A 24,282-nucleotide genomic window follows, 5' to 3' on the forward strand; every position below is an offset into this window, starting at 1 on the left:
GAGTAGCAGACATGATCGACACATCCAGCCCCGCTCGCAAAAAAGCCCCCGCCACCGCCCCGCGGCATCCGCGCTTGATGAAGACGCTGGCCGGCTTTCTGCTGTTTTCCGCAACCGCAGCGACGACCATGGCGGCCACGCCGAATCCGGCGAAGACGCGCGCGTATATCGACAAGGCGTGGAACACCCTGACGCGCTCGATGGACGACTGCGCCGCGCTGGCCGACACCAAGGTGGCCGGCCATCCGGTGCTCTATTTCCCGGCGAACCTGCCGGTGCCGACGCGGCTGGCCGACATCGGCAAGCGCTGCGGCGTCGACGTGGAGAAACTGCCACGCGCGATCGAGCGGCTTGGCGACATCGACGCCAGGAAGTTGCCGGCGCAGGGCCTGCTTTACCTGCCGCACCCGTACGTCGTGCCCGGTGGCTTCTTCAACGAGATGTACGGCTGGGACAGCTACTTCATCGTGCTCGGCCTGGTTGCCGACCAGCGCACCGAGCTGGCGAAGGACATGGTCGACAACGCGCTGTTCGAGGTGGAGCACTACGGCGGCGTGCTCAACGCCAACCGCACCTATTACCTCAGCCGCTCGCAGCCACCATTTCTCAGCGCCATGATGGTCTCTGTGCTCGACGATCCGGCGAGCTTTGCCGACGCCGAGGCGAGGCGCGCCTGGCTGGCTCGCGCGTATCCACTGGCCGTGCGCAACCACGACATCTGGACCATGCCCGAGCACCGCGCCGGCGACACCGGACTGGCGCGCTACGACGACCTGGGCAGCGGCCCCGTGCTGGAGGCGCATGACAGCGATTACTACCGCGGCGTCATCAAGTGGCTGCGCGCGCATCCTGCCGACGATCCCGGTTATCTCCTCAAGGCAACGCAACACCCGGACGATGCCGAAGCCGCACGCCTGAAGCAGGAAAGCTGCGACGTGCGCGCATCGAAGGTCTGCGCCGGTGCGTGGTACGACGGCTACCGCCTCACCGCCGACTACTACCACGGCGACCGCGCCATGCGTGAATCGGGCTTCGACACCAACGCGCATTTCGGGCCTTTCGGCGGTTCGACCCACCACTACGCCGGCGTAGGCCTGAACAGCCTGCTCTACCGCTACGAACGCGACCTGCACGACTTCGCCCTGCAACTGGGCAAGGCCGGCGAAGCCGAACGCTGGGCCAAGGCGGCCGATGCCCGCAAGGCGGCGATGGACAAATACCTGTGGCGTGCGCAGGACGGCATGTACCGCGACTACGACTTCGTCGCCGGCAAGTCCTCGCCCTGGCCGTACATCACCACGTTCTATCCGCTGTGGGCCGGCGCCGCCTCCGCGCAGCAGGCCGCCGCGGTGCGCGGCAAGCTGGCCGTCTTCGAGCGCAAGGGCGGCCTGAGCATGGACAACCGTCCCGCCGGCGTGCAATGGGGCGACCCGTTCGGCTGGGCACCGACCAACTGGCTGGCCGTGTCCGGACTGGATGCCTACGGCTTCCACGACGACGCGCGGCGCATCGCCGGCAAGTTCACCGCCACGGTCGACCGCGGCTTCGCCGACGACGGTACCATCCGCGAGAAATACAACATGGCGCTCGGCAATGCAGACGTGAAGGTCAGCGCCGGCTACAGCCAGAACGTGATCGGCTTCGGCTGGACCAATGGCGTGTACCTGAAGCTGCAGGAAATCCTGCACCACGCGAAAACCAAGGTCGCGCCTGCCGCCGCGGAGGCAAGGTGAAACCTGGTTGATTTCGCACTCACGCGTCACGCGTCGCGATGGCCCCGCGCCCTGTAGGAGCGACTTCAGTCGCGATGCTTTTGCGCAAGCCACCAGAGCGCCTGCAGAACTCGAAAGCATCGCGACTGAAGTCGCTCCTACAGGGCCACTCCCGCGGCGCCTTGATCGAGCCGCCCGCTGAGGAGAAAACCATGCACGCAGCACGGCACGCCCTGCCCGCCGGAATGCTCCGCTTCCCCATCGTGCTGCTCGGCATGGCCGTGCTTTCCACCAGCGCATTTGCGCAGCACGCACCACCCAACGTGAAGGCGGACGGCAGCGTGACCACCTCCGTGGCGACCATCCCGTTCTCGTCGTATGCCTCGCCGCAGGCGCGCGCCTTCTTCCCGCGGATGATCGCCGCGGGGAGCAAGGCACCACCGCTGAGCGCGCCGGTCGCGCAAAGCCGCGACTTCTACGACCGCCTCAACAGCGCACGCGCCGCGCGCATGGAAAAGCTCTACCCGGTGACCATCCATCGCGAAACGATCGCCGGCGTCGGCACCGACGTGGTGTTGCCGGCGCAGGGCATCGCCGCAAAAAACCGCCACCGCGTGCTGATCAACCTGCACGGCGGCGCCTTCCTGTGGGGCGCGCACAGCGGCGCCCTGGTCGAATCGATACCGATCGCCAGCCTCGGCCGCATCAAGGTCGTCAGCGTGGACTACCGGCAGGGACCGGAACACGTGTTTCCGGCCGCCAGCGAGGACGTCGAGGCGGTCTACCGTGCCCTGCTCAAGCAGTACCCGGCGAAGAACATCGGCATCTACGGCTGTTCCGCCGGCGGCGTGCTTACCGGCGAGGCGGTGGCGCGGATCATCTCGAAAAAACTGCCGGTGCCTGGCGCGATCGGCACCTTCTGCGGCTCGATCAGCCAACTGGGCGGCGACTCCAGCTACACCGCGCCCATACTCAACGGCGAGCCGTCGCCAACCGGTCCGCTCAAGCTGGCCGACCTGCCGTACTTCAAGGGCGCCAGCGCCCGCGATCCGCTGGTGTTCCCGGCCAACTCACCGGCGCTGCTGGCGAAATTCCCGCCGACCCTGCTGATCACCGGCACGCGCGACTTCACCATGAGTTCGGTGCTGCACAGCCAGTCCCTGCTGACCACTGCCGGGGTGGACGCCGAGCTTCACGTCTGGGACGGCATGTGGCATTCGTTCTTCTCCGACCCGGACATGCCCGAATCCCGCGAGGCCTATGCGGTGATGGTGGGCTTCTTCGACCGCCACCTGGCGCGCTAGCAAGTGCTGGCGGTCTTTGCCCCGCAACGCGGGGCCGGGTATTCTCTGTCGTATCGATAGCCACGCGCCGAACCATGAACCCACAGACCGTCCTGGTCATTGACGACGAACGCGACATCCGCGAACTGCTAACCATCACCCTGGGGCGGATGGACCTCCAAGTCGATGCCGTGGGTACCGTGGCCGAAGCGCGCCGGGCGTTGGGCGAACGCAGTTACGACCTGTGCTTCACCGACATGCGCCTGCCCGACGGCAACGGCCAGGAAATCATCGAGCTGATCGCCGAGAACTCGCCGGATACGCCGGTCGCGATGATCACCGCCTACGGCAACGTCGACGCCGCGGTGAACGCGCTGAAGGCCGGTGCGTTCGACTTCGTCTCCAAACCGGTCGACATCCAGATGCTGCGCGGACTGGTACGTACCGCCCTGCGCCTGGCCGAAGAGCGACGCAATGGCGGCGCCGCGGCGAAAAGCGGCGACTCCAGCGAACGCCTGATCGGCGACTCGGCAGCGATGCAGCAAGTGCGCGCCACCATCGGCAAGCTGGCGCGCAACCAGGCGCCGGTGTACATCGCCGGCGAATCGGGCGTGGGCAAGGAGCTGGTCGCGCGATTGATCCACGAGCAGGGCCCGCGCGCCAGCGGACCGTTCGTGCCGGTCAACTGCGGCGCGATTCCGTCCGAGCTGATGGAAAGCGAGTTCTTCGGTCACCGCAAAGGCAGCTTCACCGGCGCCGGCGCCGACAAGGAAGGCCTGTTCCAGGTCGCCCAGGGCGGCACCCTGTTTCTCGACGAAGTGGCCGAGTTGCCGCTGCACATGCAGGTGAAGCTGCTGCGCGCGATCCAGGAAAAGGCCGTGCGACCGATCGGCGGTCGCGACGAGATCCCGGTCGACGTGCGCATCCTGTCCGCCACCCACAAGAACCTCGGCCAACTGGTCGAGCAGGGGCAGTTCCGCCAGGACCTGTTCTACCGCATCAACGTGATCGAACTGCGCGTGCCACCGCTGCGCGAACGCCGCGGCGACGTGGCGCAACTGGCCGCGTTCATCCTGCAGGCCCTGGCCGGCAAGAGCGGCGACGGCGTGGGACATCTTTCGGCAACAGCCCTGCAGGCGCTGGAAGCCTACGACTTCCCCGGCAACGTGCGTGAACTGGAAAACATCCTCGAGCGTGCGATGGCCATGTGTGACGGCACCAGCATCGACGCGACCGATCTGATGCTGCCCCAGCGCGGCAACCGCCCCAGCCAGGACATGCCGCCACTGCCGGGCCATGAGCCGGCCATGCCGGCGGCAACCGGCGTCGATGGCGGCCTCGACGACTACATCAGCAACCTCGAGCGCACCGCCATCGTCAAGGCGCTGGAGGAATCGCGCTACAACAAGACCGCCGCGGCCCGCAAACTCGGCATCACCTTCCGCGCGCTGCGCTACAAGCTGAAGAAGCTCGGCATCGACTGAGCTGGCGAGTGTCGAACCTCGACTGTTTTTCGAGCCGTTCACCCCCGGATCAAGTCCGGGGCAAGCTCTGAGCGTAGACGCGCAGCACCGAAGTCGAAGGGAATCGGTGGTTGGCGCTTCGATTCCGCTTGCTTACGCAAGCTGCGCTCAGCACGAACGGCACTTCTCACCGGTCACATCAACCGCTCACCCCGAGCGCGTTGCCTCCACCGGCGGCACGGCGGCGGCGCGTCGCGCCGGACCGAGCACGGCCAGCTGACCAAGCAGCCACAGCAACACCGCTCCGACGGCAAGCACCCACAGCGGCATCCGCGGTAATTCGTAGCGCGTCATCAATGACAGGTTCGCGGCTACACTGAGTAGCACGCCCAATACCACACCAATGCCGACAATCAACGCGTTCTCGGTCTGGAAATAACACAGGATGTCGCCACGCGTCGCGCCCAGCGCGCGCCGCACGCCAATCGATCGACGCCGCTGGCCAACCCAGAAGCTGCTCAACCCAACGATTCCGCCGGCCGTCGCCAACAGCAGCAACACGCAGACCGCCGCCATCATGATCGCTACGCCGCGATCGGTGGCGTAACCCCGTGCGCGCGCCTGCGCCAGCGTGATCACTCCGTCCTCCGGGCTGATCAATCGCATGCGATTTTGCGCGACCAGTGCGGCCGGCGCCGCACGCAGTAACGCAGCCAACTGGCCCGGTTGCGCCCGCACCAGATAGACCACACCATCGGGGCTCGCGTAGCGCGCAGGCACCAGGATCGTGTCTTCGTCGATCGAACGCGTGGTGCTGCCAACGTAGGCGCCCTCCAGCCGATCGACGACGCCGACGATCGTGCTCGGGCCGTCGTCAGTCAGATAAACGTGCCTGCCCACGGCCGTGCCGTCCGGAAAAAGCTTGTGGGCCAAATCGCGCGTGATGATGATTACCGACGGCCTCGACGTGTCGTACAGGCCGAGGCTGACGATCTCGTCGGCTCGGAAGTTGCGACCCGCCACCAGTGAAATGCCGAACGTATCGAGTGCGTGCTGATCGGCAAAGTAGGAAATGGCCAGTTGCGGCTTCGCCGTCTGCTCGAGCTGACGCTTGATAAGGGCCAATCCACCCCAGCCACCGAATGGGTAGGCCTGACTGGCAAACGCGTCGCGCACTCCCGAAAGGTTGCGTAACGTCGTCAGGTCGGCGCGCATCTGCGCATCGATATGCGGTGTATCCGGTTGTCCGATCCACTCGTTCCTGATCAGGAACAGGTGCGCCTCGTCCGTGCCGGTCGGACGCGACAGATGCACGATCCGCGTCTTGACGATGAACAACGCATTGCTGACCACCGCCAGGGTCAGCGCGATCTGCAGCACGATGAGCAGCGTGGCCATCTTGTGCCGTCTCAGCGCAGCGAGGATCGGGCGCATCTGCATCGTCGTGTTCATCCGTTCGATTTCAGCTGCCAGGCCGGCTGCACTTGGGCGGCGCGCCAGGTGGGATAGAGCGCGGCAATCAATGTGGTAGCAACCGCGACAAGCACGGTCAGTAACACCAACGACGCATCCAGCCGCGCCAGCCGGGCAATCGCTGGCTCAAACATCCGATCGATGCCCCCCATGCCCAGCGCCGTCAGCAGCAGTCCCAGCACGCCCCCAGCTAAACCGATCGCGGCCGCCTCGGTGAGAAACTGGCGATAGATTGCACCACGCGACGCGCCCAGCGCCCGACGCACGCCAATCTCCGGCGCACGCCACATGAAACGCGCAAGCATGAGACCCACCACATTGACGAGGCAGATCAGCAGGAAGCTGACCGCGACGATCATCGACAGCGCCGATGCCTTCGGCACTACATGGTTGAGGGGCAGGCTCAGCCACTGCCTGACATTGGACAAGCGTATGTTGGGCGCCCACGCAAAACGACCGAGGCGTTGCTGCTCGGCCGCATAGTTGCGCAGGTATTCGCGGTAATGCTCCACGTCGGCGGGGCTGGACAGTTCCACCCATCCTGCGATCCACGCGCATTCGCTGTGCAACACGCTGTCCCAGTTCGGCAGGTCGGGATTGGCGGCGTCCGCGCTGCAATAGAAGTTGCCGGTGGTGCCTTTCTTCATGTCGATGGCGCGACTGAACGGGATATAGAGTTCCCGGGGGTGATTGAAAGGAAACTGCGTGCTGCTCACATCGAAGAAGCGCGGACTGGGGTTCCAGTCGTCCAACACGCCGACGATGCGGTAGGCATGCGCGTCCAGGTTGATATCGTGGCCCACGCTGTTGGCACCGCCAAATAGCTTTTGATTGAGCGCGCTGCTGATCACCGCCACGGCCGCGCGTCGATCATCATCGCTGACCGACCAACCACCGCCGTAACGGAACGGCACATCGAACATCGCGAAGAAATCACTGCTGACCGCGTCGCCTTCCTGCGAGAACGGCTGCCGCTGCGCGTCGTCCGGCAGCACGGCCCACTTGCTCCCGTAGATCAGCGTCTGCCGTCGCGCTTGCCGCGCGTGCAGGAGCGCCTCGGCATCCGTGTAGCTGAGCAGGATCGGCGGCTCGCCCTTCCAGTGGTGCGCCGGACCGAAATTGTCGATCTGCGGCACGAACAGCCGGTCCGATTTCCACGGGATCGGATCCGCGGAGGTTGCGCGAAATACCGCCCAGGAAACCATGCAAGTGGCGACGCCACAGCCCATCAGCAGCACCACGAGCGCCGTCAGCGCCTTGCTGCGCCGGCAACTGCGCAGGGCCAGGTCGAGGTAGTAACCGTACATGCCTTGAGGTCGGTGGTGACCGATCTACCCGCCGCCACCAACAGCCCCGAGCGCTTTGCGCAGCGTGCGCAGCAGCACATGGGTGGTGACCGGCTTGTCGACCACGTACAGATGTTCCAGCGGCGGCAATTCGTGCAGATCGGGTGTGGCGCCGGGGCGAGCCAGCAGGATCACGCCGGCGCTGTAGCCCTGATCGACCAGCGCTGCCAGCGTGCGCACGCCGGTGAACAGGTTCATGTCCGCATCGAGCACCACCAGGTCGGGCAGGCCGCCGGCCTCGATCCATTGCAGTGCGGCGGTACCGCTCTGGCTGGCGTGGGCCTGGTAGCCGTAAGCATCCAGCGTGTCGGCGAGCAGGGACAGTTGGCCGGCCTCCTCCACCACCACCAGTACACGCTCGGCGGCGCCTTCCAGATTGCCCTGGTCGTCCGCCTGGTCATGTTCGAGAGCCAGTTCCTCCAGCGGGATATACAGGTCGAAGCGGGTGCCGCGACCAGGCTCGCTGTCCACCCGCATCACGCCGCCATGGCTGCCGACGATCCGTTTGCATGACAGCAGGCCAAGCCCGGTGCCGGCTTCCTTGGTAGTGAAAAACGGCTCGAACAGGTGTTCGAGCACCGCCGGGGGCATCCCCGGGCCGCTGTCGATCACGCTGATGCACAGATAGCGGCCAAGCCGCGGCTGCTCTTCGGGCAGGAAGAAGTCCTCGCAGAGCTTGGCTTGGGAGGTCTCGATGCGCAGATTGCCGCCATCGGGCATCGCCTGGATCGCGTTGAGGCAAAGGTTGAGCAGGCACTGCTGCAGTTCGGTGTGGTTGCCTTCGAACGACAAGTCCGGATCGTCGATCACCAGCTCCATCGCCACCGTGCGCGGCACGCTGCCCTGCATCAGCAGGTCGAACGCGCTGAACAACCCGCCCAGTTGCACTTGTTCCGCACGACGTGCCCCACTGGCGAAGGACAGCATCGAATGCACCATGTCCAGCCCACGCTTGCCGCAATCGCGCACCAACTTGCCCAGCCGTGCCAGACGCGGATCGTCCTGGTAGTCCTGCAGGCTGTCGCCGGCCAGCAGCAGCGGCTGCAACAGGTTGCGCAAATCATGGCTGAGGCCACCGGCGAGCATCGCCAGGCTCTCGAAACGCTGCGCGCGGATCAGTTCCGCCTCGGCGCGCCGGCTGGCCCGGCGCGCCTCGGCATCACCCAGCGCGCGGCGCACTGCGCTGGCCAGCCGGGCCGGGTTCTGCTTGAGAATGTAATCGGTGGCGCCGTTGCGCAGCGCCTCGATCGCCGCCTCTTCGCCGAGCGTGGCGGAGACGAAGATAAAGGGAATATGCTCGTCGCGCTGGCGCAGCAGCTCCAGCGCATGCTGGCCGGAAAATCCGGGCATGCTCAGATCCGACAGCACGATCTGCGGCTTGAACTCGGCCAGGGCCTCGATGAAGCGGGCTTCGTCGTCGACCAGTCGAACCTCGTACTCGATGCCGTCGGCATCGAGTTCCGACAGCACCAGCTCGGCATCGAGCTGGCTGTCCTCGACCTGCAGCACGCGAATGGTCGGCAATGTCCGATGCGGTCGGTTTGTCATGGTGGCTCCTGCGACGATTCCCTGGCTCCTCTGCGCTTGCGCGCCTCTCGCAAACTGCAGCACGCAGCCGCGACCCCTCTGCCGTTGTCCGGCTAGTCCTGTTCTGGCGCCTGATTGAGTACCGCCCAGAACTGTCCCAGGGTGCGCACCGCGTCGAAAAACTGGTCTACGTCGACCGGCTTGATCACATAGGCGTTGGCACCCAGGTCCCAACTCCGGGCCAGGTCGCTTTCCTCGCGAGAGGACGACAGGATCACTACCGGAATCCGGCGCATGCGTTCGTCTTCGCGCATCCTGGTGAGCACGTCCAGACCGCTCATGCGCGGCATCTTGATGTCCAGCAGGATCACCGCCGGATCACCCGCTTCACGCGATTCCCAGGCACCGCGTGCATACAGGTAATCCATGCACTCCACACCATCTTCCACGTGTACCACCGGGTTGGCCAGATGCGCTTCCGCCAGGGCGTCCATCGCCATCTCGGCGTCGGCCAGGCTGTCTTCCACGAGCAGGATGGTGCGCAGGTCTTTCTTGTTCATCTATCGATCTCAGGTATGTGCTCCGGCCGTGTCGGTGGCCGGCAGCGAAAAATGAAAACGGGCTCCCTGCCCCGGTTCCGCCTCGGCCCAGACGCGGCCACCGTGACGCGCGATGATCCGCCGCACGTTGGCAAGCCCGATCCCGTTGCCGGGAAATTCCGAATTGCGGTGAAGGCGCTGGAATACGCCGAACAGCTTGTCGGCGAACTGCATGTCGAAGCCGGCGCCGTTGTCTGCCACGGTGAATTCGTAGTCGCCGCGACGATCCTGCTTCACGCTCACCTCGATCCGGGCCACATCGCAATGGCCGGTGTACTTGACCGCATTGCCAAGCAGGTTCTGCCAAACCGTGCGCAGCATGTTCTCATCGGCGATCACCATCGGCAATGGCTCGATGGACCATGCGATGCGCCGCTCCGGCACCGCCGATTCGGATAGAGCGCGCGCCTCCTCGACCAGCGATTGCATGTCCACCGCCTGCAGTCGCAGCGCGCCGCGGCCGAGTCGCGAAAAGACCAGCAGGTCATCGATCAGCAAGGCCATCCGCTGCGCCGAGCTGCTGATCACATCGATGTAGTGGGTGGTCTTGTCGTCCGTGCGATCGCCCAGGTGTTGCTCCAGCTTGCGCGCGAATCCGGAAATGTGGCGCAGCGGCGCGCGCAGGTCGTGCGACACCGAGTAGCTGAACGCCTCCAGCTCGCGATTGACATCGGAAAGCTGGGTGATCTTGCCCTCCAGCTGGCGGTTGAGTTCGTTCACTTTCTGCTCGGCCAGCGCGCGCGTGGTGATATCGCTCACCGTCAACAGCAATGCAGGCGTCTCGGTGTCGTGCGGCTGCAGGCGCCGTGCATTGATCACCACATGCCGGTCGGTGCCGTCGGCAGTGCGCTGGATCATGTCGTGGTCCCACAATTCGCGATCGAGCAGCAGCACGTCGTTCAGGCGTTGCAGCAATACGGTGTCGCTCCACGCACCGTCGCCGATCTGCTCCAGTTGCACCGAGCCATGCTGTGAATCCATCCCGTACAGCTCGGCAAAGGCATTGTTCACCAACAGGCTGTTCAGCTTTTCGTCGAACAGCGCGATCGGCTCGCGCACGGCCTGGAAGATCAGCCGCGAACGCCTCACTGCGCGCCCCTCGCGGGTCTCCGCCAGCTGGCGTTGGCCGATCTGCCGTTCGGACATGACGACGATGATCCCCAGCAGCAGCAGCTGCGCGAGCGCCGTGACGCCGAGTACGACGCTGTTGTTGAATGCCTGCCTGTGCGCTGCGACCTGGCGACTCTCCAGCAGGTTGTCTTCCGCTTGCACGATACCGGCGATGTCATCGTTGATGACGAACAGGTCGCCGGCATCGCGCAACGATTGCCGGGCGCCTGCCGGATCGCCTTGCTGCAATCGCGCGGAAGCCTGGTTCATCAAGGTAATCCGTCCGGTGATGGCGTTTTCCAGCGCACCGATGCGGACTTGCTGGTCCGGGTTGTCTCGCGTCATTGCCCGCAGCTGCCGGAGCAGGGCCGGCACCTCGCGTCCGGCGAGCTCCTTGCGCTGCTGGGTCAGGTCGTTGCTGTCGCCGGCCAGCAGACGATAGATGGCGCTTTCGCTGTCGCGGGTCAGGTAGGCGAGCCGGTAAGTCGTCGCCTTGACGACGTTCGAGTGGGTCAACAGTGCGGCCGCCTCACGCATGCTTTGGGAACTGAAACGCGTGACGGCATACGGCAAGGCCACGATGACCAGCACTGCCAGCAGCAGGCCGGCGGTATGCCAGCGCAGGACTCCTCTGGTTTTCATGCGACCCGGATCATCGACAAACCCGCCACGACAAGCGTCCTTGGCATTCTGGCATGTTTCGGCGGGGCGTCGAGAGGCTTGCGCACTCCGTTCACGGGCCGTAACGACTCATCGACGCCGGTCGCGCGCCAACGGCATTTCCCCAATGCCGGTTCGGCTCGGCCTGCATCGTGAAATGCAGCTCGCCACCGGCAACGATCTCGCCATGGCGCAGGTACGTGCGATCCAGCGGCTTGCCATCGAGGGTCACCGCTCCAACGTAGGGATGCGCGTCGTCCAGCGGCGAGGCGCTGATGGTGAACGTGCGACCGTTGCCCACGTGGATCGTCGCCTTCGCCACGAATGGCCGCCCGATCGCGTACTCGTCGCTGGCCGGCGTCACCGGGTAGAAGCCCAGCGCGGTAAACACGTACCAGGCCGACATCTGGCCGAGGTCGTCGTTGCCGGCCAGACCGTCGGGGCGCGCCGCGTACTGGCTGTCCATGATCTGCTTCAGGCGGCCTTGCGTCTTCCACGGCGCGCCGGCGTAGTCGTAGAGGTAAGCGATGTGGTGACTCGGCTCGTTGCCATGCGCGTACCAGCCGATAAGGCCGGTGATGTCCTCGACGTGCTTGAAGTGGGACGGATCGACTTTCGCATCGAACAAGGCGTCGAGCTTGTCCACGAATTTCGTATCCCCGCCCATCGCGCCGATCAGCCCGGCCACGTCCTGCGGCACGTACCACGAGTACTGCCAGGCGTTGCCCTCGGTGAAATCGCTGCCGTAGCCGGCGGCCGTCGGGTCGAACGGTTCACGGAACTTGCCGTCGCTCAGCCGCGCGCGCATGAAGCCGGTTTTCGGGTCCCATGCCTGGCGCCAGTTGGCGGCACGCTTCGTGAACGTGCCGGCCACCCCGGTCTTGCCCATCGCCTTCGCCATCTGCGCCAGCGACCAGTCGTCGTAGGCGTACTCCAGCGTCTTCGAGGCGCCTTCGGGTTCCTTGTCGATCGGCACGTAGCCGAGCTTCATGTAGTCGGCCAGATCGCCGTATGGCGCATAGGTGGCGCTGGCCACCATCGCCGCGAGCGCCTTGCCCGCATCGAAGCCGCGCACGCCCTTGATGTATGCGTCGGCGATCACCGGCACCGCGTGGTAACCGATCATGCACCAGGTCTCCAGCCCCTGGTACGCCCAAACGGGCAGGATGCCGAACGGACTGGCCTCGCGTGCGGCAATCAGCGACCGGATGAAGTCGGTGCTGCGTTGCGGATTGAGCAACACCATCAACGGCTGCTGAGCGCGGTAGACGTCCCATAGCGACCAGGTCGAATAGAACTCGAAACCGTCCGCGCGATGCACGGCATGATCCGGCCCGCGGTAATCGCCGTTGACATCCATGCTCAGCGTGGGCGACAACATCGCGTGATACAGCGCGGTGTAGAACAGCGTCGTGGCAGTCTTCGGCGCCTCGACATCGATCACTGCAAGCGCCTTGTCCCAGGCGGCTTTCGCCTCGGCGCGGCGGGCATCGAAATCCCAGCCCGCGCCGTCGTGGTCGAGATTCGCGATGGCGTTCGCCTCGCTCACCGGCGAGATCGCCACCTTCACTTCCAGCGGCTGTTTCAGCTTGCCGAAGTCGAACACGCCGACCAGCGCGCGGCCGTTTTCGGCATCGTCATCCTCGGGCTGGTTGCCCGGGCCCTTGAAGCCCTTGTAGAGGATGTCTGCCTCGCGGTCGTACAGCTCGCGCGACGTCATCGGCTGCGAGAAGCGCATGGCGAAACACAATTCGCGGCCCGGGGCCCAGCCGCGGGTGGTGCGGCAGCCGGTGACGGTTCCGTCGGGATGCACGCGCAGGCTGGCCCACAGCACCTTGCCGGGGTAGTCGTAGATGCTCGGGCGCAGATCCAGCAGCACATGGGCCGGCCGATTGGCCGGGAAGGTGTAGCGATGCCAGCCGATCCGGCGACCCGCGGTGAGTTCGGCGCGCACGCGGTAATCGCTGAGGGTCACCGCGTAATAGCCAGCCTGCACCACTTCGCTGTCGTGCGAAAAGCGCGAGCGGTAGCCGCTGCCCGGTTTGGCCGGGTCGCCCGGATCGAGCTTCACGTCACCGGCAATCGGCATCACCAGCACGTCGCCCAGGTCCGAATGGCCGGAACCGGAAAAATGCGTGTGCGAGAAACCCATGATGCTGCTGTCGCCGTACTGGTAGCCGGCCGCCCACTTGTAGGCATGCTTGAAATCCGGCATCGCCGTATCCGGCGACAACTGGATCATGCCGAACGGCACCGTGGCACCGGGGAAGGTGTGGCCGTCGCCGCCGCTGCCGATGCGCGGATCGACACTCGCCGCGTGGCCAGCGGCAAGACCCGTGGCATGCACAGCCGGCGTCGAACCGGCCAGGCCGAGAGCGGCGGCAAGTACGCAGGGGAGGACGAAAGGTAACCGTACAATCATCGCAATCTCGCATTTGGAACGATCCAGGTGGCACGCTAACATTCGCGGCGAGGCAACGCATGTTGCGCTGCGACGTGTGAAACAGCGTCGATAAGTTACATTTGGATCGTTCCAATCCGGCAAAAATCGCATGCCCAGCCATACACCGACCGGCCGCAAAGTAACCTTGAACGACGTTGCCGCCGGCTGCGCGTGTCGCGCGCCACGGTCTCACTCGTGCTGCGCGGCAGCCCGATGGTGAACAAGAACACCCGCGCACGGGTCGAGGAGGAACTGCGTCGTCAAGGTTATGTGTACAACCGTGCCGCCGCCAACCTGCGCCAACCCACGTCTTCCAGCATCGCGCTGATCCTGAACGACGTGGCCAACCCGTTCTTCGCCGAATTCGCCCTGACCGGCTTCGACGACATCGCCGAGGCCGCGCCGGGCATGCCATCGCTGACCACCTTGACCACGGCCCCTCGCGAACGCGGCCAACAGGCCGCACAACTGTTATTGCAGCGCCTGCAACAGCCGCAGGCCGACAGCCGCAAGACCATCGCATCAGTGCAACTGATGGTGCGCGAAAACAGTTGCCCGCCCATCGCCGCCTGATCCGCCACACATCTGATCCGCTCGGGGAATCCACATGGCCTTCGCCCACACTCCATCACCCACGCCAGGCACGCCGGCACGCGGCGAGCGCCACACCGACTACCCGATGGCGATGGGCGTGCTCACCACCATCTTCTTCATGCTGATCGCGGGCGGTGCCGTGATCCCGCGGCTGCAAGGCATGCTGGCCGACAACATCGGCCTGCAGCACGCGTTCTTCCTGCCGCTGCTGTGCTACCTGTACATCGTGTTCTACGGCCTCAGCGGCTCGAAGATCCGCAGCACCCCGTCGACAGGCGACAGCGCGAGCGAACGCGCATGACCGCACGGCCCATCCTGTGTTTCGGCGAGGCCCTGATCGACCTGCATGCCGACGGCGTCGACGACCGCGGCTTCGCCACCGGCTTCGTGCCGTTCGCCGGCGGCGCGCCGGCGAATGTCGCGGTGGCCGCGGCGCGGCTCGGCGGCAGCGCGCGCTTCGCCGGCATGCTTTCGCGCGACCGCTTCGGCGATTTCCTGCTCGACAGCCTGCAGCAGGCCGGCGTCGGCACCGACGATGTCGTGCGCACCGATGCGGCGAACAGCGCGCTGGCCTTCGTCACGCTGGACGCCCACGGCGAACGCAGCTTCAGCTTCTATCGCGACGGCTCGGCCGACCTCAAGTTCCGACCGGCCGACTTTCGCCCCGATACGTTCCGCGATGTCGCCGTGTTCCACGTCTGCTCGAACAGCATGACCGACCCGGCCCTGGCCGACACCACCCGCGAAGGCATGCAGCGTGCGCATGGCGTCGGCGCGCTGGTCAGCTTCGATCTCAACCTGCGCCCGGCGCTGTGGCCGACCGACACCGATCCGCTCCCGCTGCTGTGGCCTGCGCTGCATCTGGCCGACGTGGTGAAACTGTCGGCGGAAGAATTCGCCTGGCTCGCGGTCGACGGCGAACAGGCCGCGCTCGACCGGCTGTGGCGGGGACGCACCCGGCTGGTGGTGGTGACCGACGGCGCGAAACCGCTGCGCTGGTTCCACCCCGACGCCGAGGGCGAGCTGCCGTGCTATCGGGTGCAGGTGGTCGATTCCACCGCCGCCGGCGACGCCTTCGTCGGCGGCCTGCTGTGTTGCCTGGCCGAACTCGCGCCCGGCCCGGAACGGCTCGACCAGCTGGTGACCGAGCTGCCGCGCCTGCACGCGATGCTGCGCTTCGCCGCCGCCAGTGGCGCACTCACCGTGACCCGCCAGGGCTCGTTCAGCGCGATGCCGCACGGCGACGAAGTGCTGGCCTTCATGGAGAACCAGCCATGAGCACCATGCCGGATTTCCATTGCGCCGATTTCCTGCGCGCGCACATCGCGCAGACGATGGCGTTCTACCACCCGCATGCGATCGATCCGGACGGCGGCTTCTTCCACTACTTCAAGGACGACGGCACGATCTACGATCGAAGCCACCGGCACCTGGTCAGCAGCACGCGTTTTGTCGTCAACTATGCGCTGGCCGCGATCGAGTTCGGCCACCAGGCTGCTCTCCACGGCGAATACCTCGACGCCGCGCGCCACGGCCTGCGCTACCTGCGCGAAGTGCATCGCGATCCGTACACCGGCGGCTACGCCTGGACGATCCGCGACGAGCAACCCGAGGACCGCACCAACCACGCCTACGGCGTCGCCTTCGTGCTGCTCGCCTACGCCAGCGCGCGCAAGGCCGGCATCGCCGAGGCCGCCGCGTGGATGGACGAAACCTGGGCCCTGCTGGAGCAGCACTTCTGGGATGCCGACGCCGGCCTGTACCGCGACGAGGCCGATGCCGACTGGCACTTCAGCGACTACCGCGGCCAGAACGCGAACATGCACATGTGCGAGGCGATGCTGGCCGCCTACCAGGCCAGCGACGACCCGCGCTACCTGGAACGCGCCTACACGCTCGCCGACCACATGACGCGCCGCCAGGCCGCCCAGGCCGGCGGTCTGGTGTGGGAGCACTACGACCGCGACTGGAACATCGATCGCGAATACCATCGCGACGACCCGAAACACCTGTTTCGCCCCTGGGGCTTCCAGCCCGGCCACCAGACCGAATGGGCCAAGCTGCTGCTGATCATGGAGCCGATGCTGGGCGAACGCGGCCTCGCCCGCGACTGGCTGCTGCCCACCGCGCAACACCTGTTCGACACCGCGCTGGCACGCGCGTGGGACAACGAATACGGCGGCATCGGCTACGGCTTCGCGCCAGACGGCAGCATCTGCGACGACGACAAATACTTCTGGGTGCAGGCCGAATCGCTGGCCGCCGCCGCGCTGCTCCACGCGCGCACCGGGCTGGCCGTGTATGACGATTGGTACGGGAAGCTGTGGGCGTATGCGTGGCAGCATTTCGTCGATCACCGCCACGGCGCCTGGTACCGCATCCTCACCCGCGACAACCGCAAGTACAGCGACGAGAAAAGCCCCGCCGGCAAGTGCGACTACCACACCATGGGTGCCTGCCACGAGCTGCTGCGCTTACTGAATCACCCAACTATCCTGGACGTTTAGTCCCGCCTGGTTCTTCGGCTTCCTGACGAACAGCCCTGGTCGCTTTTTCGCGCTAGGCACGCACGGGATGACTAGACACGAAGGTTGGTTGATTGCGATGGCTTATTCAGCGCTGCCTTAAGCATGTGCCATTCGAATCTGTCCCCTTTCGCGGAGGCCTCAGCGCTGCCCGCCTGCGCGTATCGTCGCCTCGTTGATCGCGCGTACCTTGGCTTCGTCAACCTTTTCGATCTTGCGGTCGTAGGTGAACAGCCCGTTATGCTCGCCCTCGACATCGGTGATCTGGGTATAGACGCTGCCGGACACACCAATGGCGGGGCCCTTGTCGCGCAGCACGGCGGTGTTGGCGACGTAGCCCTTGTTGAGCGCGGCGTTGTCTTTCACGTCGCCGTACGGGTTGATCGGTGTGTTGGGCCACATATGGCCGGGAATGCCAAGGGTCAGACCGCCGTGCTCACCGTCCATGGAGGCGCGCGTGGCGTCCGGGCTCGGCAGGCCGGGGCCCTGGTAATCATGGATGTCGTAGACGTCGCCGGCGTGCGGATCACCCTTGGTGTCGCAGCAGTTGGCGCCGCTGCGCGCATCGACCAGGCGCGAGGGATCGAGTTGCTTGATCTGCGTCGCCAGTTCGGCGGCGGCCGGAATGCTCCACTGGCCCCAGCCCTCGTTGAACGGGATCCAGCCGATGATCGAGGTTTCGCCCTTCAGTTGCTCGACGATGGCCGTGACGTCCGCGCGGAATCGAGCCTTGTCGGCGTCGCTGAGTTTGTCGTTGCTCCCGGTCGGCAGCGCCGGCATGTCCTGCCACACCATCAGGCCGATGCGGTCGGCCCAGTAGTACCAGCGCGCCGGTTCCACCTTGATGTGCTTGCGGATGGTGTTGAAGCCGAGGTCCTTCGTCTTCTGAATGTCGAACTTCAGCGCCGCGTCGGTGGGCGCGGTGTAGATGCCGTCGGGCCAGTAGCCCTGGTCCAGCGTGGCCAGCAGGAAGGTCGTCTTGCCGTTCAGCACGATGCGGTTGAGTCCGTCCACTTTCTTGACGCCGATGGTGCGCAGGCCGGCATAGCTGGTCACGTTGTCGCGCTGGTCGCCCTGCACGAGGGTGGCTTTGAAGGTGTACAGGAACGGATTCTGCGGGCTCCACAGGCGCGGATGTGCGATAGCCAATTGCAGCGGTTTGCCGGCCGCCCCGCTCGCCTCGCCGACCGGCTTGCCACCCGCATAGGCAGTGACATGCAGCGTGGCATTTTCGTTGTTGCCGTGGAGCTTCGACGTCACCGTGAAGGCGTCCAGGCTTCGCGCCGGGGTGAAGGTCAGTTGCGCCAGGTTGGTGGCCGGCACCGGCTCCAGCCACACCGACTGCCAGATACCCGAGGCCGCGGTGTAGAAGATGCCTTCGGGTTTCAGCCGCTGCTTGCCCACCATCACGTTGGCGCCGTCCACGGGCGCATGCACGGCCACCACGATTTCCTGCGGGCCCTGGCGCAGTACCTGCGTGATGTCCGCGCCGAAGGACGTATAGCCGCCCACATGGCGCGCCACCTGCTTGCCGTTGACGTAAACGATGGCGTCCTGGGCCACCGCGCCGAAGTTCAGCCGCACGTGTTGGCCATGCGCGGTGAATGACGCAGGGACGTCCACCAGCCGGCGGTAGAACATGAAGTCCGAATGCTTCTGCACGCCCGAGAGCACCGATTCGATTGGGTAAGGCACCAGCACCCGGTCCTTCAGCGTCTGGCCGAACGGCAGCGCGCCATGCACGTCGCTTGCCGCGTACTGCCACAGCCCGTTGAGGCTCATCCACTGAGGATGCTCCAGCGACGGCCTCGCCAGCTGCGGTCGCGGATATTCGGGCAAAGCGTTATTTGGCGATACCTCGGCCGTCCACGGCGTGGCCAATGGCGCCACCTTGCCGTTCCAGACGGCGCTTCGTGCCGGTGCCGCCATCGCCATCGGGATCAGTCCCATCGCCACGGTCATGCCCATCCAGGCGATCGAGCGCCTTGTCTTCGTGCTGCATGTCATTTGGTATTCCTCAATGCAAAAAGGGGTCAAGTCCATCCACCCGGGAGCGACTCGATGCAGGGCGGTCGATGCGCGGCCGGGTGCCTGTGAACCTGTCGCGTCGTACCGACCTTCCTTGCCGAAACGCTGCACTTCGATTCGCTACCGCGCGGTCGGAGCGCTTCGTCTACCAGCTCAAATCGGCGGCTACGGGAAAGTGGTCGGACGGATAGACTTTGCCCTCGTGCGTCGTGATCGTGCGCACGCTGTCGGCCGTCAAGCCGCGATAAAGAATCCAGTCGATGCGCTTGGTCGCATGGCCGGTGAAGTCGTGAAAGGTAGAGACCGGGCCCTCATGCCGCGGAGCCGACGTGCGTGCATCGTGCAGGACTTTGGTCAGGGCGGCATGGGTCACGCTTTCGGGGGCAGTGTTGAAGTCACCGGTCAGGATGAACGGCACCGACGCGGGCAACTGGGCCAGACGTCGCAGAATTTCCTCGGCACACCGCTCACGGATCGCCTCGGCTTTTTTGCCATCCTGGTAGGGAAAGTGGGTGTCGTAGTAGTAGAACTGCTTTCCACCGCGCAGATCCTGGAATTGCGCCCAGGTAACCATGCGCGGCAGAGGTTGGCCGAAGCTCTTGCTGCCTGGCTTGTCCGGCGTATCGGAGAACCAGAAGTTGCCGGACTTGAGTACTTTCAGGCGCTCCTTGTCGTAGAAGACACCCATGTGTTCGTTGTCGTTCCGGTTGATCTCGTTGCCGTTGCGGCCCATGCCGAGCCAGGTGTAATCGGGCAGGTGCTGTTGCAAGTAGTCAGCCTGTGGCAAGAGCAATTCCTGCGTACCGAGGATATCGGGGTGTTCATTGCGGATGACCTGCACCATCAGATCGCGGCGCCTGAGCCACGCATTGATGCCGTCGTCTGCCTCGCTGTAACGCACATTGAAAGTCATGACGCGAAGGTCGTGCGTGTTGGCGCCGGGCAGCGAGGCGGCGTTGCCCATGCCGTTGGCGAGCGCCAATCCGGAAATCAAGCATCCGGAAATCAAAAGAAAGCATGGCAGCAGGCGCATGGGGCAACTCGTTGAGAGAGGTAAAAAGGGGGAGGCCGAAGCCCTTGGTCGGTCCGGCTACTCGATGATGTTCGCCCTCACGTGGTATACGCGCCCGCCCCAACCATCATCGGGAAATGCATCGGACACCTTGAGATAGACCGGCTTCGATCCGTCGGCGCCCGTGCCGAGGTAAGGCGTCAGGTCGATGGTCTGGTCCGCCTTGTTCGAGCCATCGGTAACCGGCTGACATTCCTGCAACACGGTCGTCCAGTGCTGCCCGTCTGAACTGGCCTGCACCAGGTATTCGGCGTCAATGGTCAGGGTGAGGTGTGCCGACGTGGTATCCGACGGGAAAGGAAAGCGATAGGTGAAGTGGGCACTGCCGTCGGCGAAGCGGTTCTGCACGCCGTTGCTCTGCGAATGGTCGGCATCCCACAGCCACGGGCTCTCGTCGACGGTACCGGTGTCGAAGTCGATCGTGTGCGCGACCAGCACATCGGCCTGCGTGCTGAAGTGCAGGCCCGCCGCCATCACGCTGGCCGTCACCCTGTGATGCCCGTCCGTTGCCAGGCTCGGCACCGTGACTTTCAACGGGATCGTGCCGCTGACCGGGAACGCGTTGCCGTGTGGCTGCAGGCGCAGTTGGGTTGCGCGCGGCGTGACATCCCAACCCGCGGGTACATCGATCGAAGCGAGCGCATGCAGTGGGAAGAACCCGGTGGCCGAGACGCCGAGGTCGATCGCGATGGATGACGCGCCCGATGCGGCCGGCATGATTACTGGCTGTGCCGGCGACATGGTCGCGGCCAGCGACTCCCGCGGCATCCAGGCAGGTACGTCGCCGATCAGGGCGCTGAGCGCGCTGGCCTGGGTGCGCCAATCGAACACGTTGGGATGATCGTCGCTGCTGGCGCCGGACCAGCGCGTGCCCAGTCGGCCGGCGGCATCTCGGTCTTTGGCCCAGATGGCCTCGGCTTGCTGGTCGAGGAAGGCGGCGTAGCGTGGATCGTGGGTGGTGTCGGCGAGGTCGGTCCAGTAGCGCATGAAGATGCCCTTGAACTGCTTGGCGTTGTCGTCGCAGGTCTGGTCGAGGGCATCACATCTTTCGGTCAGGACGCCGTCGACAACCAGGCCATCCGCACCGATCGCGGCATCCGCCAATTGACGAACGGTGGCCAGGATGTGCGGGTCGCGGGTCGCGCGCCAGAGTTCCAGTCCGGCACCGATCGCCAGGCCCTCGTTGTAGCTCCACACGTTCTGCCCGTTGTTGCTGCAGGTGTCGGTGAGGCCGTCGTTGACCAGGCCGCTGGCGTTGATCATGCCGCTGCCCGCGAACCAGCTCCAAGCCTCGCGTGACCGCTCGAGCCACACCCGATCGCCATCGATTCGGTTGTGCAGTTCGGCGGTGAGCCGGATCCACAGTCCGTTGGTGACGGCATTCTTGTAGGTGCGTTCGGCGTTCCACCATACGCCACCGCCGCAAGTGCTGGTGTCCCAGTAGCCGTGCACGTAGTTGGCAATCGTGACCGCCATGTCCAGATACTTCCGGTTGCCGGTGAGGTCATAGGCCTGCAGCCAGGTCAGGCCCCACCACTCGGAGTCGTCGATGGCACGGCTGGTGAAATTGCCGAGCAAGGGATCGCCGGACAGCACCCCACCCGGAAACGCCCCTTTGTCCTTCTCGAAGGTGTTGTCCAGTTGAACAAGATAGCGGCGATCGCCGGTACGTTGCATGTAGTCGCCAATGGTTTGCAGGGCGACCGCCGAATTCCACCAACTGGAGGGGAACCAGGCTTTGTCCGAATCGTAAGAACTCATCAGCACGTCTGCCGCCACCCGGCTCCGGGCGACGGCTGTCGACCCGTCGGTTCGCGGCCTTGATTGATCGGCCCGAGCGGAGGCGACCGGGGCGAGCGCGACAACCAGCGCCATCAGACCGGTCGCAACCAGCGTTATCGGAAGGCGTATCCGTATAGCGACAGCGCCTGAACCGACCTTTTTCGGGACGTTGCCCGACCGAAACAGGATGAGCGTGGCATGCGTCTTCGGATTCATGATCGGGCCGTCCTCTCAAGAAGAAAAACGAAATCGTGATCCCGCCAATCAGGGTTCTCGCGCCGACATCGACGGCGGCGCATCGCCCGGATCGGCACCCCAGGCCTTGTTCGGCTGCGAACCCATCGTGAGCACCAGCGTCGCGCCGTTCTCGATGTCCGCGTGGCTGAACCAGGGTTTGGTCCACGGTTTTCCGTTCAGCGTGGCGGACTGGATGTACTTGTTCCGCTCGGAGTTGTTGCGCGCGACGATCTCGAAGACCTTGCCGTTGCCCAGACGCAGGCGGATACGATCGAAGATCGGACTGCCGATGATGTAATCGGGGGTAGAGGGATCGACCGGGTAGAAACCCATCGCGCTGAGCACATACCAGGACGACGTCGAACCCTGGTCGTCCATGCCGGGGTAGCCGTAGCCGGTGGCATCGCTGCCATACAGTTCGGCGAGGATGCGGCGCGTCAGCGCCTGCGTCTTCCAGGGCTGGCCGCTCCATGCGTAGAGATACGCCGCTTGCTGGTCCGGCTGGTTGCCCTGCACGTACTGCCCGATCACACCGGTGCAGTCGCGACAGATGCCCCTGGGCGCGTAAGGCGTGGAGAAGAAAGTGTCGAGCTTGGCATTGAACGCATCGCGTCCGCCGAGCAGGTTCATCAAACCCTGCACGTCATGCGGCACCAGCCACAGCGTGGACCAGCCCGAGCCTTCCTTCGACATGAAGTTGTAGTACGGCTCGGCCGGGTCGAACGGCGAAATCCACTTGCCGTCCGCGGTGCGGCCGCGCATGAAGCCCACCGACGGATCGAACACGTTGCGGTAGTTGCCGGCGCGACGCAGGAACATCGCTGCGTCGTCCTTCTTGCCGACCCGTCGGGCGAGATCGGCGAGCGCATGATCGTCCCAGGCGTACTCCATCGTCGTCGCCACACCGGCCTTGCCTCCGGCATACGGCGGACTCGGATTGCCCGACGGAACAATGTCGGAGATCCAGCCGTTCTTGACGTATTCGGCCAGGTAACCGCGTGGACCCTTCGGATCGGTCGCGTTCTTTCGCAGCACCTCGTAGGCGCTGGCGTAGTCGAACGGGATCCCGCGCTGCATTGCGCCGTCGTAGAGGAACACGGCGTGATCACCGTGGAACGAGGTGTTCATGTAGCCGCGCTCGTGTGCCCGTTCCAGCTCGGACCGCATGATGTCCTGCACGACCTTCGGCTCGAGCAGCATGAGCAACGTGATCTGATTGCGGCCGGTGTCCCAGTACGGCACGGGGCTGTAGAGATCGTACGCGGCGACCTGAAGCTGACCTTTGGCGTCGATGTAGTGCTCACCCTTGCGCGCGACAACGCGCGGGCTGGCAAAGGAGTGATAAAGCGTCGAGTAAAACAACGCGCGCTGTTTCGGCGTGCCGCCGGAAACTTCGACGCGATCGAACAGTTGCGCCCATGCCGCACGCGCCTTGGCGTGCGCACTGTCGAAAGCGCCATCCGCCGCGTGCAGCCGCTGTGCGGCTTCGTCGGCGCTGTGGCCGTGGGCGATCCTCACCAGCACCTGATCGCCGGCCTTCGTGTCGAAGGTGACATAGGCACCCGCATAGCTGCCCGATACCGTGCGCTGGCCGGTCTGCACGTCTTCGTTGCCGAGGCCTTCGCCCTTGTCGTTGACGTCGGCGTGGAAGGTGCCGAAGGCCGCGAACGGACGCGAAAATTCCGCCACGAAATAGGGACCGTCCGCGTCGAGGTTCCGGCGCTCGCCCGTAGCGACGCCGCGGATCATGCGGTCGCCTACGACCTCTATATCGCCGCCCGAGCGACGAAGGTTGACCACCACATTCGAGCGGTGACTCGCCGGAAAGGTGAAGCGCATCAGGCTGGTCCACTGCGTCACCGTCAGTTCGGCACGGGTGTGGAACGTGGCGAGGTCGACGGCGTAGTAACCCGGTGACGCCTTCTCGGTCGCCTTGTCGTAATACGACGAGGCGTAGTCCGGCGGCACGGTCCAGTCGCCGACCACCGGCATGATCATCGGCGCAGCGCGCGCACCGTACGTCGAACCACCGCCGGTGAAACCGATCATGGCCGGCCGCCCATAGGCATAGGACACCGGGACGCCCGTGGCAAAGCTGAGATCAGCATTGATGTTGACCGGCGCCGCATCCGTCGAGCTTTGCGGCAAGCTCGCGCCCGGCGAAGTCATGCCCGAATACAGCGGCTCGCCCGGCGGCGGCGCATTGCCGATCAGCTCCTGCCGGTCCAGCGGCGCGGTGCCGACCAGCGGGTTGGCTTCATCGACGGCCGAGGTGGCGGCGGAAGCGGGCCTGACGTCTTTCGCATGCCCCGCGTCGATGGTTCCAAGTGCGAGGATCGCCAGGGCCACGATGAGGACGCGGTGCCGGTCGTGTATCGGAAATATACGCCGGGGCGAGCGTGCGGGTGCGAACTTCATGATGTCTTCC

Annotated in this window: 15 protein-coding genes and 3 pseudogenes; 8 read left to right on the forward strand and 10 right to left on the reverse strand. The window is 65.1% G+C overall.

Annotated elements, in window-relative coordinates; genetic code table 11:
* The first annotated feature begins 11 nt into the window (after positions 1 to 11).
* From CIW53_RS07875 to CIW53_RS07885, 3 genes are all read left to right on the forward strand, one after another.
* Positions 12 to 1,733, forward strand: coding sequence for an alpha,alpha-trehalase (locus tag CIW53_RS07875; protein ID WP_242451815.1), 1,722 nt, complete (start codon positions 12 to 14; stop codon positions 1,731 to 1,733).
* Positions 1,734 to 1,924: 191 nt separating this feature from the next.
* Positions 1,925 to 3,016: an alpha/beta hydrolase fold domain-containing protein gene (locus CIW53_RS07880; RefSeq protein WP_242451816.1), complete on the forward strand. Its 1,092-nt coding sequence runs from the start codon at positions 1,925 to 1,927 to the stop codon at positions 3,014 to 3,016.
* Positions 3,017 to 3,090: 74 nt separating this feature from the next.
* On the forward strand, positions 3,091 to 4,479 hold the full coding sequence (locus CIW53_RS07885) for a sigma-54 dependent transcriptional regulator (RefSeq protein WP_149364116.1): 1,389 nt from the start codon (positions 3,091 to 3,093) through the stop codon (positions 4,477 to 4,479).
* A gap of 186 nt (positions 4,480 to 4,665) precedes the next feature.
* Here CIW53_RS07885 and CIW53_RS07890 read toward each other — a convergent pair whose 3' ends face one another.
* The 6 genes from CIW53_RS07890 to CIW53_RS07915 all read right to left on the reverse strand — a co-directional run bounded on the left by CIW53_RS07890 (position 4,666) and on the right by CIW53_RS07915 (position 13,595).
* A complete protein-coding gene (locus CIW53_RS07890) occupies positions 4,666 to 5,910 on the reverse strand; it encodes an FtsX-like permease family protein (protein WP_149364117.1) in 1,245 nt (414 codons plus the stop codon).
* Positions 5,907 to 7,238 (reverse strand): FtsX-like permease family protein, encoded by a 1,332-nt coding sequence (locus CIW53_RS07895; protein WP_149364118.1) that lies wholly within the window; start codon positions 7,236 to 7,238, stop codon positions 5,907 to 5,909. The genes CIW53_RS07890 and CIW53_RS07895 overlap by 4 nt, the downstream gene beginning before the upstream one ends.
* A gap of 24 nt (positions 7,239 to 7,262) precedes the next feature.
* On the reverse strand, positions 7,263 to 8,825 hold the full coding sequence (locus tag CIW53_RS07900; RefSeq protein WP_172969611.1) for a response regulator: 1,563 nt from the start codon (positions 8,823 to 8,825) through the stop codon (positions 7,263 to 7,265).
* 92 nt (positions 8,826 to 8,917) lie between these two features.
* Entirely contained in the window at positions 8,918 to 9,364 is a 447-nt protein-coding gene (locus CIW53_RS07905) for a response regulator (protein ID WP_149364119.1), read from the reverse strand.
* 9 nt (positions 9,365 to 9,373) lie between these two features.
* Positions 9,374 to 11,155: an ATP-binding protein gene (locus tag CIW53_RS07910; RefSeq protein WP_149364120.1), complete on the reverse strand. Its 1,782-nt coding sequence runs from the start codon at positions 11,153 to 11,155 to the stop codon at positions 9,374 to 9,376.
* A 91-nt stretch (positions 11,156 to 11,246) separates the two neighbouring features.
* Positions 11,247 to 13,595, reverse strand: coding sequence for a GH92 family glycosyl hydrolase (locus tag CIW53_RS07915; protein WP_149364121.1), 2,349 nt, complete (start codon positions 13,593 to 13,595; stop codon positions 11,247 to 11,249).
* A 130-nt stretch (positions 13,596 to 13,725) separates the two neighbouring features.
* Here CIW53_RS07915 and CIW53_RS17905 point away from each other — a divergent pair.
* From CIW53_RS17905 to CIW53_RS07935, 5 genes and pseudogenes are all read left to right on the forward strand, one after another.
* Positions 13,726 to 13,985 (forward strand): annotated as a pseudogene (locus CIW53_RS17905) (LacI family DNA-binding transcriptional regulator); the annotation flags it as partial.
* A gap of 51 nt (positions 13,986 to 14,036) precedes the next feature.
* A pseudogene (locus tag CIW53_RS17910) lies at positions 14,037 to 14,189 on the forward strand (transcriptional regulator); the annotation flags it as partial.
* Positions 14,190 to 14,313: 124 nt separating this feature from the next.
* Positions 14,314 to 14,511 (forward strand): annotated as a pseudogene (locus CIW53_RS07925) (glucose/galactose MFS transporter); the annotation flags it as partial.
* Positions 14,508 to 15,488, forward strand: a complete 981-nt coding sequence (locus CIW53_RS07930; RefSeq protein WP_149364122.1) for a carbohydrate kinase — start codon at positions 14,508 to 14,510, stop codon at positions 15,486 to 15,488. The pseudogene CIW53_RS07925 and the gene CIW53_RS07930, both read left to right, overlap by 4 nt.
* Complete coding sequence (locus CIW53_RS07935; RefSeq protein ID WP_149364123.1) at positions 15,485 to 16,717, forward strand: AGE family epimerase/isomerase; 1,233 nt, start codon at positions 15,485 to 15,487, stop codon at positions 16,715 to 16,717. The genes CIW53_RS07930 and CIW53_RS07935 overlap by 4 nt, the downstream gene beginning before the upstream one ends.
* A 159-nt stretch (positions 16,718 to 16,876) precedes the next feature.
* Here CIW53_RS07935 and CIW53_RS07940 read toward each other — a convergent pair whose 3' ends face one another.
* From CIW53_RS07940 to CIW53_RS07955, 4 genes are all read right to left on the reverse strand, one after another.
* Entirely contained in the window at positions 16,877 to 18,742 is a 1,866-nt protein-coding gene (locus tag CIW53_RS07940) for a sugar-binding domain-containing protein (protein WP_197736631.1), read from the reverse strand.
* A gap of 166 nt (positions 18,743 to 18,908) precedes the next feature.
* Positions 18,909 to 19,796 (reverse strand): endonuclease/exonuclease/phosphatase family protein, encoded by an 888-nt coding sequence (locus CIW53_RS07945; RefSeq protein WP_172969612.1) that lies wholly within the window; start codon positions 19,794 to 19,796, stop codon positions 18,909 to 18,911.
* Between the two features lie 57 nt (positions 19,797 to 19,853).
* The gene (locus CIW53_RS07950; RefSeq protein ID WP_242451817.1) at positions 19,854 to 21,596 is read right to left on the reverse strand and encodes a glycoside hydrolase family 76 protein; all 1,743 of its coding nucleotides are present in this window, start codon (positions 21,594 to 21,596) and stop codon (positions 19,854 to 19,856) included.
* A gap of 285 nt (positions 21,597 to 21,881) precedes the next feature.
* Positions 21,882 to 24,272, reverse strand: a complete 2,391-nt coding sequence (locus CIW53_RS07955; protein ID WP_149364125.1) for a GH92 family glycosyl hydrolase — start codon at positions 24,270 to 24,272, stop codon at positions 21,882 to 21,884.
* Positions 24,273 to 24,282: the final 10 nt, after the last annotated feature.

It is taken from the genome of Rhodanobacter sp. T12-5 (assembly GCF_008329435.1).
In the GTDB taxonomy this organism is placed as follows: Bacteria; Pseudomonadota; Gammaproteobacteria; order Xanthomonadales; family Rhodanobacteraceae; genus Rhodanobacter.

Coding starts and splice junctions, on each gene's coding strand:
- CIW53_RS07895 (WP_149364118.1), bottom strand. CDS start 7,238: ATGTACGGTTACTACCTCGACCTGGCCCTGCGCAGTTGCCGGCGCAGC.
- CIW53_RS07875 (WP_242451815.1), top strand. CDS start 12: ATGATCGACACATCCAGCCCCGCTCGCAAAAAAGCCCCCGCCACCGCC.
- CIW53_RS07900 (WP_172969611.1), bottom strand. CDS start 8,825: ATGACAAACCGACCGCATCGGACATTGCCGACCATTCGCGTGCTGCAG.
- CIW53_RS07935 (WP_149364123.1), top strand. CDS start 15,485: ATGAGCACCATGCCGGATTTCCATTGCGCCGATTTCCTGCGCGCGCAC.
- CIW53_RS07890 (WP_149364117.1), bottom strand. CDS start 5,910: ATGAACACGACGATGCAGATGCGCCCGATCCTCGCTGCGCTGAGACGG.
- CIW53_RS07880 (WP_242451816.1), top strand. CDS start 1,925: ATGCACGCAGCACGGCACGCCCTGCCCGCCGGAATGCTCCGCTTCCCC.
- CIW53_RS07910 (WP_149364120.1), bottom strand. CDS start 11,155: ATGAAAACCAGAGGAGTCCTGCGCTGGCATACCGCCGGCCTGCTGCTG.
- CIW53_RS07905 (WP_149364119.1), bottom strand. CDS start 9,364: ATGAACAAGAAAGACCTGCGCACCATCCTGCTCGTGGAAGACAGCCTG.
- CIW53_RS07930 (WP_149364122.1), top strand. CDS start 14,508: ATGACCGCACGGCCCATCCTGTGTTTCGGCGAGGCCCTGATCGACCTG.
- CIW53_RS07885 (WP_149364116.1), top strand. CDS start 3,091: ATGAACCCACAGACCGTCCTGGTCATTGACGACGAACGCGACATCCGC.
- CIW53_RS07940 (WP_197736631.1), bottom strand. CDS start 18,742: ATGACATGCAGCACGAAGACAAGGCGCTCGATCGCCTGGATGGGCATG.
- CIW53_RS07945 (WP_172969612.1), bottom strand. CDS start 19,796: ATGCGCCTGCTGCCATGCTTTCTTTTGATTTCCGGATGCTTGATTTCC.
- CIW53_RS07955 (WP_149364125.1), bottom strand. CDS start 24,272: ATGAAGTTCGCACCCGCACGCTCGCCCCGGCGTATATTTCCGATACAC.
- CIW53_RS07950 (WP_242451817.1), bottom strand. CDS start 21,596: ATGAGTTCTTACGATTCGGACAAAGCCTGGTTCCCCTCCAGTTGGTGG.
- CIW53_RS07915 (WP_149364121.1), bottom strand. CDS start 13,595: ATGATTGTACGGTTACCTTTCGTCCTCCCCTGCGTACTTGCCGCCGCT.